Below are 13,979 nucleotides of genomic sequence, written 5' to 3' on the forward strand. Positions count from 1 at the left end.
GTCGACGGCCCCCAGGTGGCCCACGTGGTGGGCCCCGAGGGCGAGGAGATCCACTGCGACGAGCACGGCCGGGTCAAGGTCCAGTTCCCCTGGGACCGCTACGCGGCCCCCGACGACACCGCCAGCGCCTGGCTGCGCGTCAGCCAGGGCTGGGCCGGCGGTGGCTACGGCATGTTGGCGCTGCCGCGGATCGGCCACGAGGTGATTGTCTCATTCCTGGAGGGCGATCCCGACCAGCCGCTGATCACCGGGCGCACCTACCACGCCGCCAACATTCCGCCCTACGCGCTGCCCGAGCACAAGACGCGCACCGTGCTGCGTACCCAGACCCACCAGGGCGACGGCTTCAACGAACTGCGCTTCGACGACGCCAAGGACCGCGAACAGATCTGGCTGCACGCCCAGAAGGACCTCGAACTGCTCACCGAGCACGACCGTACCGAGGAGATCCGCAACGACAGCCACCTCACGGTCAAGCGCGACCGTATCGGCGAGATCGACCGCGACGACCACCTCAGCGTGCACGGCCAGCGCCATGAAAAGACCGACGCCGACCGGCACCTGCTCGTGCGGGGTAGCCTGCATGTCCGGGCCGGCCAGGCCTGGCTCAGCGAGAGCGGGCGTGAGTTGCACATCAAGGCCGGCCAGCAGGTGGTGCTGGAAGCCGGCAGCGAGCTGACCCTCAACGCCGGCGGCAGCTTCCTCAAGCTCGATGGCAGCGGCGTGACCATCGTCGGCCCCACGGTACGAATGAATGCCGGGGGCAGCCCCGGCCGGGGCAGCGGCCAGGCGGTGGAGAGCCCGCTGCTGCCAGGGCATGCGATACCGGAAACCAGTGAAGACGTCACGCTCAAGGCGCCAGCGGCGTTTGCCGAAACGCAAGGCCAGGCCCTGGCGCTTCAACGTGCCGCCAGCAGCGGCAAGGCGCTGTGCGAGATCTGCGCCGACACGCTCAAGACGCCACAGGGAGGAAGCCAATGAGTTCACTTCCCGCCTGCACGCATATCCTGCTCGATGCGGCGTTACCCGGGCTGCGCCAGCAGTGGTACCGGCGCTCCTCCTACTGCACCGGCAGTGAAGCCTTGTATGTGGGCACGCCCTTCGCCCATCTGATCGAGGTATCGCCGCTGGTGGCCCGCACCGCGCCGGACGATCCCTTTTTGTACTGGCTGATGGCAGAGCGTCCGACCCTGAATTGGGGCCTGTTGCTGGAAAGTCCGGCCACAGCCGGGGAGCTGGCCGCGCATTTCCGCCACTGGCTGACGATTCTCGATAGTCAGGGCAACGAAGTGCTGTTCCGCTTCTATGACCCTGCGGTGCTACCCAATTTTCTCGACGCCTTCGACGATCGGGAATACCACCAATGGTTCGGCCCGGTCACGACAGTGCACTGCCGCACGGACGATGGCTTCACGACGCGGCATATCACGGCGCGCGCCCAGCAGGATGCCTCACCAGAGCCGCTACCGCCGCCTCCCTGGTGGAAACTGAATGCCCGGCACCAGCAAGCGCTGCAACCACTCTATCGCCGTGAATTGATCCACGACACCCAGCAGCGTCTGCTGCTCGAAGCCGGCGCCTGGCTGATGCACTTGGATGCCGTGACCATCTCTGCACGGGTTGCCGATGCCATCGATCGCCTGACGACGCTCAACGGCGGCGCCCTGCCCAGCCGGGATGAGGCCGCCCACTTCTGCCTGCTGGCAACGACCAGTTGCTCACATCTCGAACACCGCGACGACTTCCGGCGCGATATGGCGGCCCATGGCCTGACAACGACCCTGGCCCGCTGGCAGGTCCATGCCTACGGCAAGCTGCCCGACCGCCAACACCATGACCCCGCCTGGCTGCCCGATGGCCCGCAGATGGCACAAGCCCCACGAGAAGGAACTCACCCATGAGCGACGCCGGCGCCCAGCAGTGCCCGCTGGACAACGATATCGAAAGCCGCCTGGGCATCGTCTGCAGCTTCGTGTGCACCTGCAACGAAGTGCCCAACCAAGGCCGCGGCGGCATCAACCTCAAGCAGAGCTGTGTCGATGTGGGGCTGCAGAGGCTCAATGAGACCTGCGATACTGGCCTGCGCGTCCAGGTGCCGTACTATATGGGCGATTCGCCCCCCTCGCCGCTACTGATGAAGGATGCCGAAGGCCTGGAAACCCTGGAGCCGATTCGTAACTTCGGCCACGCCATCAACCGGATTATCAGCATGAAGCGTGATGGAGCCCCGCTCAGCGAAACCGAAAAGAACTGGTCCGAGGGCTATACCCAGTATGATTTGCGTATTCCCGATGCCGTGGCATTGCGCGACCCCAACGGCAAGCCAACCCAGGACAATCTGCTGGGGGTGATCGAGGTCAAGTTTCCGCCAGATGATTGGGGGCCTTATCAAAGGCGTGATTATGGGAGGATTGCTGGTGATAGGGATAATCTAAAACTACTCACTCCAGAACGTTGTAGCTGTGATGGCCCTCGACAGACGCAATATGCCACGGAGACCCAGCCCGCCATGGAGATCTACCAAGACCGCTTGGAGGAGAAAGGGATATCGTGGAGCACGATCGCCGCTGGCGTTGGCTTGTTGGCTGGCGGTGCCGCCGCGACCTATTTTTCCGGCGGGTTGGGCGCGACAGCGGGAGGCCAGGCGATCCGCCAAGGAGCGACCATGTTGCTGGGGGCGATGGGAATCGGAACTGCCGCTGCCTGGTAATCACTTAGGAGAGATATCCAATGGAAGCACCTCAAGACCTCAACCAGTTGTTGACCGTCGAGACCGATAACGGCGTGCTGTTCAAGGTCTGCCTGGGCGTGGCGCTATTCTTTACCGGCTCCCAGCAGGAAGATAAACGTCGGGCAGTGTTGGAGGTTCTCGCCGACTACCGCGACCTGGTCGGCGACCAACTCACCTGGACCACCAACCCTGCTACAGATCGATGGAAAAAGCTTAAAAGCTTCGATAGCTATATCACGCCTTTTGAATGGCTGCCAACTCATGGCCCTGGGCCATGGCAGTTCGTTTATCATGGAGGCAAGCGGCGTAGCGATGCTGATAATCATGGCATTATCACATTAGGTACCCGCCCAAGTGAGGATGCCAGGGGAGAAGTCAGCTACTTATACTGCCTGTTTCCAATCGATTTTTTTATTGAACGCGAACAAAAGTTACCTGCACTGGTGCAGCAATGGTGTGACAAGCTCAAGCCCGAGCATGGCTATGCCGGCTTCTGGCTGGGCCAATCCTATGGCTATGAGGACACGGATGAAGCAGTTATTCTCGAGTATAAGATTGGCCAACGCTTTCCTGGTATCCAGATTAATGGCTTTCCCACCCATTCCTTGAATCTGCATCGTGGCCCAAAGGGTATCGACTGGCTGACCATTCTCTCCGACCGATGGCTGGAACGGCTCGGCGGGCGGGAGCGCGTCAAGGCCGCGATGGACGAGCTGCCGGTGCTTGAGTATGACGATGGCGCCATCCTGCGTGCCGGACCCATGCCGCAGTTCGGCGATAGCGAAGACCCCGAGGTCGATGCCGCCCTGGCCGACTATCGCCGCGTCGCCGCGATCATCGAACCCATCCGCATCAAAGATCACCCCAGTATCCACCCAACGCTATCACCTAGCTACCGGCACGAGAAACGCTTCGATGCCCAGGAATACCAGGCCTGGCTGGCGCGCTTTAGCCCGCGCGGAGGTGGACGATGAGCGATATACAAGCTAACGGCGAGGACTTTCCGCTGGAGTGGTTCCCCGGGCAACTGTTTCCGGATATCGAGTTGGAGCGTGTCGAAATTGATGATGAGGCGATCCGGATGGTCTGCCGTGATGGCGACTGGTCGCTGCAGTCGGATATCACCCCATTTTGGGGGCCGGGAACCATGGTCTTCCATACCAAGGAAACGCCGCGGGTATATATCCAAGAGGGCGACCGCTGTCCCGAGGTGGATCGGGAATTGGCCCAGGAGCAGTTACTACCCCACTTCCACACGCTGGAACTGGTCGAGCGCGGCGAACAGTGGCGGCTGCGTGGCCGCGCCGGCGAGCGCAACGCCGTGGTGGAACTGCGCGCCGAGATCACCGCCATCACCTGGCATGCCGACGAGGCCTGACGACGAGGAGCCGGCCATGGCTGGGACGCCCACCATTCCCATACTGGATACACCAATCAACCAGCTACTACCCATCGAAACCGATAACGGTGTGCTGTTCAAGGTCTGTCTGGGCGTGGCGCTATTCTTTACCGGCTCCCAGCAGGAAGATAAACGCCGGGCAGTGTTGGAGATTCTCGCCGACTACCGCGACCTGGTCGGCGACCAACTCACCTGGACCACCAACCCCACTACCGGCAAGTGGAAGAAGCTCAAGGGCTTCGATAGCTATATCACCCCCTTCGAGTGGCTGCCCACTTATGGCGCGGGGGAGTGGGAATTCGTCTACCACGGTGGCAAGCGGCGTAGCGATGCCGATGATCATGGCATTGTGGTGCTTGGCAAGCGCCCTAGCGCCGATGAGAGGGGACAATTAAGTCGCTTACATTGTTTATTCCCCATCGATTTCTTTCTCAAGCGTGAGCAGAAACTGCCTGCCCTGGTGCAGCAGTGGTGCGATAAGCTCAAGCCCGAGCACGGCTATGCCGGCTTCTGGCTGGGCCAATCCTATGGCTACGAAGACACGGATGAAGCGGTTATTCTCGAGTATAAGTTTGGCCAGCGCTTTCCTGGCATCCAAATCAACCGGTTCTCAACCCATAACCTGCATGGCCATCGAGGCCCCAAGGGCGTCGACTGGCTGACTATTCTTTCCGATCGGTGGCTGGAGCGCCTGGGCGGCCTCAACCGCGTCAAGGCCGCGATGGACGAGCTGCCGGTGCTGGAATACGACGGTGGCGCCATCCTGCGTGCCGGACCCATGCCGCAGTTCGGTGACAGCGAAGCCCCCGAGGTCGATGCCGCCCTGGCCGACTATCGCCGCGTCGCGGCGATCATCGAACCGATTCGTATCAAGGATCACCCCAGCATCCATCCGCGCCTATTCGGCAATAGTCGACATGAGAAACGCTTCGATGCCCAGGAGTACCAGGCCTGGCTGGCGCGCTTTAGCCCGCGCGGAGGTGGACGATGAGCGAGCCGAATGCCCAAGGTGAAAACCTTTGCGCTGGGGTGGTCTCCCGATATCGAACTCGAGCGTGTGGAAATCGACGAAGGACAGATCGACCGAGACGCAATATCGAAGTTGGGAGTCATTGTCGGGCCTTAGCCCGACAATGATCTTATCTCACCACCAGGCACTCCATACCTTGCCGCGCTAATTGATTGCAGGCGCTGTGCGCTTGCTGTTCTTGCATGTCGATCAACCTGGCACGGTAGACTCTGCGCTCTGGCGCTTCGGTAACGGCCACCCGAGCCTGCAACTCATCTTGCAGGTAGTCAGCGGCGCGCACGGCCAGGTCCTGTGCCATATCGGCATCCTGGAAAGCTCCGACCTGTACCGCCCAGTCGCCGCCCACGGCTTCCTGTTGATCTCCCATCCCGCTCTCGACTCGATTGACCAGCGCCAGAATCGGGTCGTTGGCCGGTGTGCTGGTGGTTTGGAACGATTCATGCGGTATGGCTTGAGTCGCCGCCAGGAACGAGGATTCGACACGTGTCGTGGCGGCGGAATCCGCCAATTGGGCGGGTGAGGGCTGAGGTGTAACGGAGCGAGTCAGGTCATCAACACGATCTGGCTGTGCCTGAGGCGCTGTCGACTCGACCTGGATTGATTCGGCATCCGAGATATCCGCACTGGCTATCCAATCGCGCTCCTGGAGCATTGAGGCTTGCACGAAGCCACGGTCGAGCAACTCGGTCATGTGGGCATCCCGAGACTGAGCGGTAAAGCCGCCCATGACCACGGCGACGATACGACGCCCGTCACGCACTGCCGAAGTAGCGACATTGAAGCCGGAATCGCGGATATAACCGGTCTTCAAACCATCGGCACCATCATAGTTGGTGAGCAGACGGTTATGGCCGGTATGTTTCCGTCCCTGGTACAAGAAGCTGGTTTGGGAAAAGTGATCGTAATACTGCGGGAAATCCTGCATCAGCCGGATCGAGAGTGTGGCCATGTCACGAGCCGTGGTGGTCTGGGCTTTATCCGGCAAGCCGGAGGCATTGCGGAAGTGGGTATCGTTCATCCCCATTTCCCGTGCTTTCGCGGTCATCCGCTGGGAGAAGTCAGACTCGGTACCGCCCAGCGCTTCGGCGACCACCACGGCGACATCGTTGGCCGAGCGTATGATCAAAGCGGGAATCGCCTCGCGCACGGTAATGCTGCTACCCGCTTTCAGCCACAACTTGGAAGCCGGCTTCGATGCCGCATAACTCGATACCGGCAACGGTTGGTCGAGCGTTAACCGCCCCTGCTCGATCGCCTCGAACAGCAGATACAAGGTCATCATCTTGGTCAACGATGCCGGATAGCGGGTAGACCTTGCATTGGCCGTATGCAACACCTCGCCGCTAGCCACATCGACGACGATCGATGCATAGCGTGGATTAGCGCGAGCCGCTGAAGAAAGTGTCAACGCGAGAAGTGCCAGAAACACCACTGACAGCACCATGAAGCGCCGCGTTTCGCTGTATATCCCGGGTATCATTATTGTTGTCCCTCTAATGTTCCTTGCATTACCCGATTTCCCCTGCCCTCTATAGGAAGTATGTCCATGAATACCATGCTGTCCACTCTTTCCATAAAGTCGATCACCGCTATTTAAAGAAGGCATTTTTTGGGTTTAACGGCAGCGAGCGCTATCGTTAAGGTTTCGCCACTACGTGGCATGACAGGAGACCTCGAATGACCGACCAGCCCCGCCTGCTATGTTTTGCCGGGAGCGCCCGCCAAGACTCTCTCAACAAGCGTCTGGCTAGAGTCGCGGCCTCGATGGCTCAGCGATATGACGCGGAGATCAGCTTCCTCGACCTTGCCGATTATCCCATGCCGCTCTACCACGGCGATCTGGAAGCTCACGAGGGCCTGCCGAAAGCGGCCAAGACGCTGAAAGCGCTATTTCGTGACTGCGATGGTTTCCTGATTGCCGCACCGGAATATAACAGTAGTTTGACCCCCTTGCTCAAGAACACCCTAGACTGGATATCGCGCCGCGAACAACCCGACGAACCCGCACTCATCGCTTTCCGAGGCAAGGTAGCAGCTCTGTGCGCTGCCTCGGGAGGCGCCACCGGCGGGCGACGCGGATTGGTAGCGTTACGCATGATGCTGGGCAACATTGGGGTACACGTACTACCTCAGCAGCTCAGCGTACCGCATGCCGCCCAAGCCTTCGATGCCCAGGGTGAACTCGTCGATGAGCAAATCACCCAGACTCTGGACAACTTAATTAGTGAATGGGTTCGCGTCAGCGGTGCATTACGCCACTGACGCGCCCTGCGGCGATCACGCCGGCAGGGGTTCTGGCGCCTCACCCCAGGTCGGAAACGGGTCGGGTAGCGTCTGCCAATACTCCTTGCCGGCCATCAGTTCCTGTTCCGTAAGCAAGCAGTCGTCCAATGCCTGACGAATGCGTTGTTGGTCCAGGTGCTGGCCAATGAACACCAACTCCTGACGCATGTCGCCGAACGGCTCCTGCCACTTTTCCATGATGTACTGCCGATACTCCGGGTCGTCGGGCCAGCGCGCTTCGGGCACCGCCTTCCAGAACATCCCGGCGAATCCATGATGCGCGATACCACCGGCCTGGCTCCACTGGCCGGCGAATTGAGGGCGCGTCGCCAACCAGAAGAAGCCCTTGGAGCGCAGCAAGCGACCACCGAACCAGTCGCCATGCAGCAGATCATGGAATTTCTGTGGATGGAACGGGCGGCGCGCATGGTAAGCGAAGCTGGAAATGCCGTATTCCTCGGTTTCTGGCACATGTTCACCACGCATTTCCTTCAGCCACCCCGGCGCGCGTTGGGCCCGTTCAAAGCTGAAGCGTCCCGTATCCAGTACCTTGTCCAACGCTACTTGGCCATGCGCAATGGGGATCAATTCAGCTTCGGGGTTGAGTGAGTGCAACATGGCTTGGAGTTCGGCCAGTTCGGTCTCTGACATCAGGTCGGTCTTGCTGAGCAGGAGCACGTCGCAGAACTCAATCTGATCGACCAGCAAATCGGCAACGTTACGTTCATCGTCCTCGCCCAGGCTTTCGCCTGCCTCATCAAGGAATTGCGCCTGCCGATACTGGGCCAGGAAGTTGACGCCATCGACCACTGTCACCAAGGTGTCGAGCCTTGCCAACTGCGACAGGCTATGGCCCTGTTCGTCCTCGAAGGTAAAGGTCTCGGCCACGGGAAGTGGCTCGGAAATGCCGGTGGATTCGATCACCAAGGTATCGAAGCGCCCTTCACGAGCCAAGCGACTGACTTCGAGAAGTAGGTCTTCGCGCAAGGTGCAGCAGATGCAGCCATTGCTCATTTCCACCAGCTTCTCTTCGGCCCGATTAAGGGTGACTCCGCGCACCAGAGCGGCATCGATGTTCACCTCGCTCATGTCATTGACGATCACTGCCACGCGCCGGCCTTGGCGGTTATTCAGGATATGGTTGAGCACCGTGGTCTTGCCGGCGCCGAGAAAACCCGACAGTACGGTGACCGGTAAAGGATTGTCGCTGTGTCTCATCGATAGTCTCTTCGCTGTCTGTTGAAAGTCGGCATCCAGAACGACTGGGTGAAAGCCCATTGAAAGAAACGATATATTATAACATTTAATATTTCGAACAATAGCTCACCCTCACATCACCGCCAGCACGGTTTGATGAGCTTAGTGGGGCAGTTCAGTGACTTCGAAGAGTATCTCGTAGTTGCGATCCCCTTCCATGCAGTCGTCGTCCATCATCGAGAAGCAAGCCTGATCGTCATAGACATGCAGATACCAGGTCCCGGCCGGCAAGGTCGTGGCGATGCGGAAGTTCTCCCAGTCACCACTGCGCCAGTCGCGCCTGACGACGTTTCCTTCGGCGTCATAGAGCACGGCATTGGGTGTCACCGTCATGCTGCTGGCGATGGCGACCCGGCTCTCGAGCACGACATCGGATGGCTTATCCAGCGTAAACACGTAAATGTCGGTGCCCGGTCCCAGCAGACCTTGATGCGGTTGCCCTGGTGACAGCTCAATCGCCCGATCCCGCGGGTCATACGGGGAAGCACACCCCGACAGGGCCAGCAAGAGTGTTACGGCAAGCACACCGCTTAAGGGACGCATGGGCCGCCTCCACGAAGAACACGACTCATCATTGGAAGTCGCTTTCGGTTTCCCTATCTCCAGCAGAATGGCTGGCACGGTGCCGAACGGCAAGGTCACAAGAGAGAAAAGGCAGGTTCCATCTCCCGCACGGCGTCCGTCATGCGGTACCCTTGGCGTTTTTTACGTTGCGGGAAGCCAACCCTATGAAATTCCTGATGCCCATCGTCTTGGCCGGACTCCTGGCACTCGGCTCGGCTGGCCAGGCCTCGGCGCTGATGTTCAACCAGAATCATGTCCAGAACACGGGCTACTGGACCTCCATGGAGCTCACATTGGGCGAAGACCGGTACTTCCGCGCCAGCAACTTGAGCGACTATCCAGATACGGGTTTTTCCGTCTTCTTCGTTCCCGACGACTGCCGGCCCCAGTTGGAGTTACGGGTCGACATGGGTCGGATAGCTGCCCGCAGCGAAAGCGTCGAAGCCGAACCGGGAGCAATGCGTGTCGACCGCCTGCCGCCCCATACCAGCGACGTGACGCTGGCCCAGGAACGCGGCGACAGCGGCGCCTATGCACGTTTCCAGACTCCCGAACTCTATCGACTGCTGCACGAGATACGAGTCGGCGACGTACTACGCCTGAAGATGGACGACGGCGAGGAGCCCTGGTATCTGGGCTTCCATCTAGCCGGCGCCTCCGCCGCCCTCGACCGTGCCGCGGCCATGTGCCATGAAGCCAAGCCACAGGCCGTCGAAGACGATCGGGATCGCGAGCCTGAAGACTTCTTCTAGGCACTGTCTGAACCTAGGAAAGAATCACCAGGTGGTTGGGCAACTCGTTGCGCTCGTGGGTGGCGGGAATCTGCTGCTTGAGATGCTCGCCACATGCCGCGATGCATTCGAGAAAGCCCTGCGCGGTCTGGCCCTGGCCGACATGGCGGGTGAAGGTCTCGACGATGTCGTGCCAGGTATCGTCGCTCACCCGGCGGGAAATGCCCCGGTCGACCAGGATCTCCACGTAGCGCTCGGCTTCCGACACGAAGATCAGCATGCCGGTCCCCTCCGCCGTGTGATGCAGGTTCTGTTCGAGGAACTGGCGGCGTGCCAGATTCGATGCCCGCCAGTAGCGCACGGAACGCGGAATCAGACGCGTGGTGACGCTGGGGATCCGAAACACCAGGCTGAGCGCGATGAAGGTGACCCACTGGACCAGCAACAGCAGCGGCGCGTCCAGCCAACCGGGAAAGTAATTGATCGCCCCGGGCACCACCAGCGCCAGGATGCCAGCCCATAACAACGGAATATACGCGTAGTCGTCAGCGCGGGGCGCGAGTACCGTCACCAGTTCGGCATCGGTTTCGCGCTCGACCCGATTGATTGCCTCGGCGACCTGCCGCTGCTCGCTTTCACTCAGTAGAGCCATGGGTATCTGTACTCGTTGAAATGGGTTACCAGCCACCGGAAGCACCGCCACCACCGAAGCCACCGCCGCCTCCGCCGAAGCCTCCACCACCGCCGAAACCGCCACCGCCCGAGCGGCCGCGCCCGCCCATGGCAGACCCCAGCAGCAGGCCGCCGAGCAGTCCCGAACGACGACCCCGACCGCCGCGCAAGAAGGTCGTGATGATGATCAGCAAGACGAAGAAGCCAATCGACATGGGTTTGTTGGGCGCTTCGCCCCCCTGCGGGTTCGCCGCCGAGGCTTCCAGCGGCTCACCGCCCAGCACCTGGATCATCGCTTCGGTGCCCGCGGTGATCCCACCGGCAAAATCGCCCTGCTTGAAGGCCGGTGTGATTCGCTGGTTGATGATCGTCGAGGACTGCGCATCGGTCAGGCGCCCTTCCAGGCCATAGCCGACTTCGATGCGGATCTTGCGTTCATCGCGGGCGACGATCAGCAACGCCCCGTTGTCTTCGCCCTCCTGGCCTATTCCCCAGTGACGCCCCAACTGATAGCCGTACTCCTCGATGGCATATCCTTGAAGGTCAGGGAGCGTGACCACTACGAGCTGTTCGCTCGTGGCCTGCTCATGGGCCGCAAGCATCCGGGTCAGACGCGATTCGACCGCAGCATCGAGCATCTCGGCCTGATCGACGACCCGCCCCGTGAGGTCGGGAAAGTTGGGCTGCTGGGCGTGCACGCCGAAGGCCTGACTGCATAGCAACACCAAGACGGCAAGGCGCAGGAAACGAGCCATCAGAACTCCACCTGTGGCGCTTGCTCGGCATCGGGCGAGGTCGCTTCGAAGGTCTCGCGCAGCTCCATCTCGCTGTACAGCAAGCTATGCCAGATGCGGCCCGGGAAGGTGCGAATCTCGGTATTGTAGCGCTCGACCGCTGTGATGAAGTCACGCCGGGCGACCGCAATCCGATTCTCGGTCCCTTCCAATTGGGACTGCAGCGCCAGGAAGTTCTGGTTGGATTTCAGCTCCGGGTAGCGCTCGGACACCGCCATCAGCCGGCTCAACGCGCTCGAGAGCTCCCCCTGGGCCTGCTGGAACTGCTGCAGCCTCTGGGGATCGTTGAGAATGCTCTCGTCGACCTGGATGGACGTCGCCTTGGCACGCGCTTCCACCACCGCGGTCAACGTCTCACGCTCCTGCCGCGCAAAGCCCTTGACGGTTTCCACCAGATTGGGCACTAGATCAGCTCGGCGCTGGTACTGGTTTTCCACCTGGGACCAGGCTGCCTTGACTTGCTCATCGTAGGTCGGAATGTTGTTCACGCCGCAGCCCGTCAGCCACAACACCGTGATCAGCAGGATGGCCGTCTGCCAGGCACTCCTGTATAGGGTCGCCCCCTGTTTCGCGTGCATGATGGGTATCTTTCTCCGCTGGATGACCGATTGTTGCCGTTACGGTACAGGGAACATGCCGGTTCGAGAAGGCTCCGCTGATCAACGGGATCGTGTGCTTAGGGGATTTCGACTTTCACGGCGTCCGTGAGGCAGTTGGGTTGAACCGCCACGCCCAATGCGCCAATACTGGCTGCAAGCCGAAGCCTTGGAGGGATGCCGCCCGATGACACTACTGGAAACCCGCGTGGTCCCGGAGTGGGTCGACTACAACGGCCATATGAACGACGCCGAGTATGCACGGGTGTTCTCGCTGGCGGTCGAGGAACTGATGGACCGTATCGGTCTCGATACCGAAGGGCGCGCCCGTCATGCCTATACGATCTACACGCTGGAAACGCACCTCTGTTACCGCCGCGAAACTCACGAAGGCGAGCCGTTGACGGTGGACATGATGCTGCTCGATCAGGATGCCAAACGCCTGCATGTGTTTTTCACCATGCACGACGGCGAAGGCCGGGAATTGGCCACCAGCGAACAGATGCTGATGGGCATGAGTACTGAAAGCAACCGACCCAGCGCCTTTCCCGAGAGCGTGGCGGGCCATATCGCGAACCTGCCGCGTCCCAATGGCGACTGGCCGGTGCTGGCCGGGCGGAGGATCGGTATTCGCCGCAACGGTCTATGAGGGAAGGATGCGAAGCCTGGCGTTTCTCAGGGCCAGACATGAGAAAGGCCCGGCCAAGTGCCACATTGTGTGGTCACTCGAGCTCAGGCCTCGATCAAGAGAGCGGAATGAGACAGACCGCTCTCTTCGGCACGTCAGTACTGTCCGAGTTGTGATTCGAGCTTGAACATGCTGGCTGACAGTTCACCGTAGCTCATCACCGGCGACTCAGGGGCCTCGGCCGACGGCCACGCCTTCATTGCTTCGTCATAAGCCGATACCAACTCATCGAAGGCTTCGGCATCGCTGGCCTGGAAAAGCTCGGCCTGGGACTCGAGCAAGGACTGAGCAACGAGCATGAAGCCACGGCCATCCTGGTACTCGACGACATTGACGAACTGGCCATCGTCGACCGCTTCTTCGTACTCGTGCGTGGCCTGTCGTAGCAGTGCCAACTGGACGCGGCTCTGGAAGGTCACATCCCCGCGCAGTTCAGCGTCGACATCCTGCATGGCGGATTCGATAGCGCCGATGGCCTCCTCGTAGGCGTCTTCGTGCTGGCCCCATTCACCACCTTCACGGACTTCGTCGACCAGGGCCTGCAGGGTGCCTTCGAAGTCCTCGACACCACGCTGCTCGAAGGCGGGTTCCAGTCCTTCATAGTGCTCGTGTATAGGGTGCCCGAAATGCGGCTGAGATGCGGTTTGTTCACCCTCTTGATACAGCTCGCGAGCGACTTCGAGGTGGCCGTGCATCATGGCGAGGCTGGTATAATAGACACCAGGATTGGAGGCGTCGATACGCTGGCCGCCTTCGCCACCTTCGCCACCTTCACCACCTTCACCGCCTTCACCGCCTTCACCGCCTTCGCCACCTTCACCGCCTTCGCCGCCTTCGCCACCGGCAGAAGCGTTCAGGTAAGCAAAGACCGCGAACGGATCGGGACCCTCGGCATGGCCAGCTTCACCGCCTTCACCGCCTTCTTTGTGGTGACCAGCTTCACCGCCCTCGCCACCTTCTCCACCATCCTCGTGACGATGGCCGGCCTCACCGCCTTCACCACCTTCTCCGCCTTGATCGTTGTGGGCAAGCATCAGAGTGTCGGGGCCTTGGGTGAACTCGGGCGAGAGTTCGGTCTCCGCCCAGCTAGCTGTACTGGTACCCAGCATGACGCATGTTCCAACGCCGACCCAGAGCTTGGTACGAGTATTATTGGACATGGGGACTTCCTTATTCATTTCGTTAGCCATAGTGCTCAGCCGTGAAGGCCGGTTCGGTTACCGGATATAGAGGG

General features: G+C 60.6%; 17 protein-coding genes. 10 read left to right on the plus strand and 7 right to left on the minus strand.

Features of this window, described 5'->3' with window-relative positions:
- The 7 genes from L861_RS22145 to L861_RS25195 form a co-directional block, all read left to right on the plus strand.
- A partial coding sequence (locus tag L861_RS22145; RefSeq protein WP_016418902.1) for a type VI secretion system Vgr family protein occupies positions 1–981 on the plus strand: 981 nt, incomplete at its 5' end.
- Complete coding sequence (locus tag L861_RS23865; RefSeq protein WP_016418903.1) at positions 978–1,901, plus strand: DUF4123 domain-containing protein; 924 nt, start codon at positions 978–980, stop codon at positions 1,899–1,901. The genes L861_RS22145 and L861_RS23865, both read left to right, overlap by 4 nt.
- A complete protein-coding gene (locus L861_RS22155) occupies positions 1,898–2,710 on the plus strand; it encodes a VRR-NUC domain-containing protein (protein WP_016418904.1) in 813 nt (270 codons plus the stop codon). The genes L861_RS23865 and L861_RS22155 overlap by 4 nt, the downstream gene beginning before the upstream one ends.
- A gap of 20 nt (positions 2,711–2,730) precedes the next feature.
- Positions 2,731–3,705, plus strand: coding sequence for a type VI immunity family protein (locus L861_RS22160; protein ID WP_016418905.1), 975 nt, complete (start codon positions 2,731–2,733; stop codon positions 3,703–3,705).
- Positions 3,702–4,109, plus strand: a complete 408-nt coding sequence (locus L861_RS24845; protein ID WP_016418906.1) for a hypothetical protein — start codon at positions 3,702–3,704, stop codon at positions 4,107–4,109. Before L861_RS22160 ends, L861_RS24845 begins: the two co-directional genes overlap by 4 nt.
- Positions 4,110–4,125: 16 nt before the next feature.
- Entirely contained in the window at positions 4,126–5,121 is a 996-nt protein-coding gene (locus tag L861_RS22170) for a type VI immunity family protein (RefSeq protein WP_016418907.1), read from the plus strand.
- 9 nt (positions 5,122–5,130) lie between these two features.
- A complete protein-coding gene (locus L861_RS25195; protein WP_016418908.1) occupies positions 5,131–5,256 on the plus strand; it encodes a hypothetical protein in 126 nt (41 codons plus the stop codon).
- A 13-nt stretch (positions 5,257–5,269) separates the two neighbouring features.
- Here L861_RS25195 and L861_RS22175 read toward each other — a convergent pair whose 3' ends face one another.
- The gene (locus tag L861_RS22175; RefSeq protein WP_016418909.1) at positions 5,270–6,640 is read right to left on the minus strand and encodes a serine hydrolase; all 1,371 of its coding nucleotides are present in this window, start codon (positions 6,638–6,640) and stop codon (positions 5,270–5,272) included.
- Between the two features lie 197 nt (positions 6,641–6,837).
- On the opposite strand from L861_RS22175, the gene L861_RS22180 reads away from it, so the two are divergent.
- On the plus strand, positions 6,838–7,422 hold the full coding sequence (locus L861_RS22180; RefSeq protein ID WP_016418910.1) for an NADPH-dependent FMN reductase: 585 nt from the start codon (positions 6,838–6,840) through the stop codon (positions 7,420–7,422).
- Between the two features lie 15 nt (positions 7,423–7,437).
- Here L861_RS22180 and zigA read toward each other — a convergent pair whose 3' ends face one another.
- Together zigA and L861_RS22190 are read right to left on the minus strand one after the other, a co-directional pair.
- A complete protein-coding gene (gene zigA / locus L861_RS22185; protein ID WP_016418911.1) occupies positions 7,438–8,661 on the minus strand; it encodes a zinc metallochaperone GTPase ZigA in 1,224 nt (407 codons plus the stop codon).
- Positions 8,662–8,802: 141 nt separating this feature from the next.
- The gene (locus L861_RS22190; protein ID WP_016418912.1) at positions 8,803–9,243 is read right to left on the minus strand and encodes a hypothetical protein; all 441 of its coding nucleotides are present in this window, start codon (positions 9,241–9,243) and stop codon (positions 8,803–8,805) included.
- Positions 9,244–9,440: 197 nt separating this feature from the next.
- On the opposite strand from L861_RS22190, the gene L861_RS22195 reads away from it, so the two are divergent.
- Positions 9,441–10,016: a hypothetical protein gene (locus L861_RS22195; RefSeq protein ID WP_144063103.1), complete on the plus strand. Its 576-nt coding sequence runs from the start codon at positions 9,441–9,443 to the stop codon at positions 10,014–10,016.
- A gap of 13 nt (positions 10,017–10,029) precedes the next feature.
- Here L861_RS22195 and L861_RS22200 read toward each other — a convergent pair whose 3' ends face one another.
- Genes L861_RS22200 through L861_RS22210 form a run of 3 tightly spaced genes read right to left on the minus strand, consistent with a single transcriptional unit; the run spans position 10,030 to position 12,039 of the window.
- Positions 10,030–10,647 (minus strand): TPM domain-containing protein, encoded by a 618-nt coding sequence (locus L861_RS22200; RefSeq protein WP_016418914.1) that lies wholly within the window; start codon positions 10,645–10,647, stop codon positions 10,030–10,032.
- 25 nt (positions 10,648–10,672) lie between these two features.
- Positions 10,673–11,422 carry a TPM domain-containing protein gene (locus tag L861_RS22205; RefSeq protein WP_016418915.1) on the minus strand — a complete coding sequence of 250 codons (750 nt, stop codon included), beginning with the start codon at positions 11,420–11,422 and terminating at the stop codon, positions 10,673–10,675.
- A complete protein-coding gene (locus L861_RS22210) occupies positions 11,422–12,039 on the minus strand; it encodes a LemA family protein (RefSeq protein ID WP_016418916.1) in 618 nt (205 codons plus the stop codon). The genes L861_RS22205 and L861_RS22210 overlap by 1 nt, the downstream gene beginning before the upstream one ends.
- A 205-nt stretch (positions 12,040–12,244) precedes the next feature.
- On the opposite strand from L861_RS22210, the gene L861_RS22215 reads away from it, so the two are divergent.
- Positions 12,245–12,706 (plus strand): thioesterase family protein, encoded by a 462-nt coding sequence (locus L861_RS22215; protein WP_027948143.1) that lies wholly within the window; start codon positions 12,245–12,247, stop codon positions 12,704–12,706.
- Positions 12,707–12,840: 134 nt separating this feature from the next.
- Here the strand turns inward: L861_RS22215 and L861_RS24645 are convergent, their stop codons facing one another.
- Positions 12,841–13,905: a 4-helix bundle domain-containing protein gene (locus L861_RS24645; RefSeq protein ID WP_021029264.1), complete on the minus strand. Its 1,065-nt coding sequence runs from the start codon at positions 13,903–13,905 to the stop codon at positions 12,841–12,843.
- Positions 13,906–13,979: the final 74 nt, after the last annotated feature.

Source organism: Litchfieldella anticariensis FP35 = DSM 16096 (assembly GCF_000409775.1).
In the GTDB taxonomy this organism is placed as follows: Bacteria; Pseudomonadota; Gammaproteobacteria; order Pseudomonadales; family Halomonadaceae; genus Litchfieldella; species Litchfieldella anticariensis.

Bases quoted from the DNA above. Each gene is read 5' to 3' on its own strand.
- L861_RS23865 (WP_016418903.1), top strand. From the start codon at position 978: ATGAGTTCACTTCCCGCCTGCACGCATATCCTGCTCGATGCGGCGTTA.
- L861_RS22155 (WP_016418904.1), top strand. From the start codon at position 1,898: ATGAGCGACGCCGGCGCCCAGCAGTGCCCGCTGGACAACGATATCGAA.
- L861_RS22160 (WP_016418905.1), top strand. From the start codon at position 2,731: ATGGAAGCACCTCAAGACCTCAACCAGTTGTTGACCGTCGAGACCGAT.
- L861_RS24845 (WP_016418906.1), top strand. From the start codon at position 3,702: ATGAGCGATATACAAGCTAACGGCGAGGACTTTCCGCTGGAGTGGTTC.
- L861_RS22170 (WP_016418907.1), top strand. From the start codon at position 4,126: ATGGCTGGGACGCCCACCATTCCCATACTGGATACACCAATCAACCAG.
- L861_RS25195 (WP_016418908.1), top strand. From the start codon at position 5,131: ATGCCCAAGGTGAAAACCTTTGCGCTGGGGTGGTCTCCCGATATCGAA.
- L861_RS22175 (WP_016418909.1), bottom strand. From the start codon at position 6,640: ATGATACCCGGGATATACAGCGAAACGCGGCGCTTCATGGTGCTGTCA.
- L861_RS22180 (WP_016418910.1), top strand. From the start codon at position 6,838: ATGACCGACCAGCCCCGCCTGCTATGTTTTGCCGGGAGCGCCCGCCAA.
- zigA (WP_016418911.1), bottom strand. From the start codon at position 8,661: ATGAGACACAGCGACAATCCTTTACCGGTCACCGTACTGTCGGGTTTT.
- L861_RS22190 (WP_016418912.1), bottom strand. From the start codon at position 9,243: ATGCGTCCCTTAAGCGGTGTGCTTGCCGTAACACTCTTGCTGGCCCTG.
- L861_RS22195 (WP_144063103.1), top strand. From the start codon at position 9,441: ATGCCCATCGTCTTGGCCGGACTCCTGGCACTCGGCTCGGCTGGCCAG.
- L861_RS22200 (WP_016418914.1), bottom strand. From the start codon at position 10,647: ATGGCTCTACTGAGTGAAAGCGAGCAGCGGCAGGTCGCCGAGGCAATC.
- L861_RS22205 (WP_016418915.1), bottom strand. From the start codon at position 11,422: ATGGCTCGTTTCCTGCGCCTTGCCGTCTTGGTGTTGCTATGCAGTCAG.
- L861_RS22210 (WP_016418916.1), bottom strand. From the start codon at position 12,039: ATGCACGCGAAACAGGGGGCGACCCTATACAGGAGTGCCTGGCAGACG.
- L861_RS22215 (WP_027948143.1), top strand. From the start codon at position 12,245: ATGACACTACTGGAAACCCGCGTGGTCCCGGAGTGGGTCGACTACAAC.
- L861_RS24645 (WP_021029264.1), bottom strand. From the start codon at position 13,905: ATGTCCAATAATACTCGTACCAAGCTCTGGGTCGGCGTTGGAACATGC.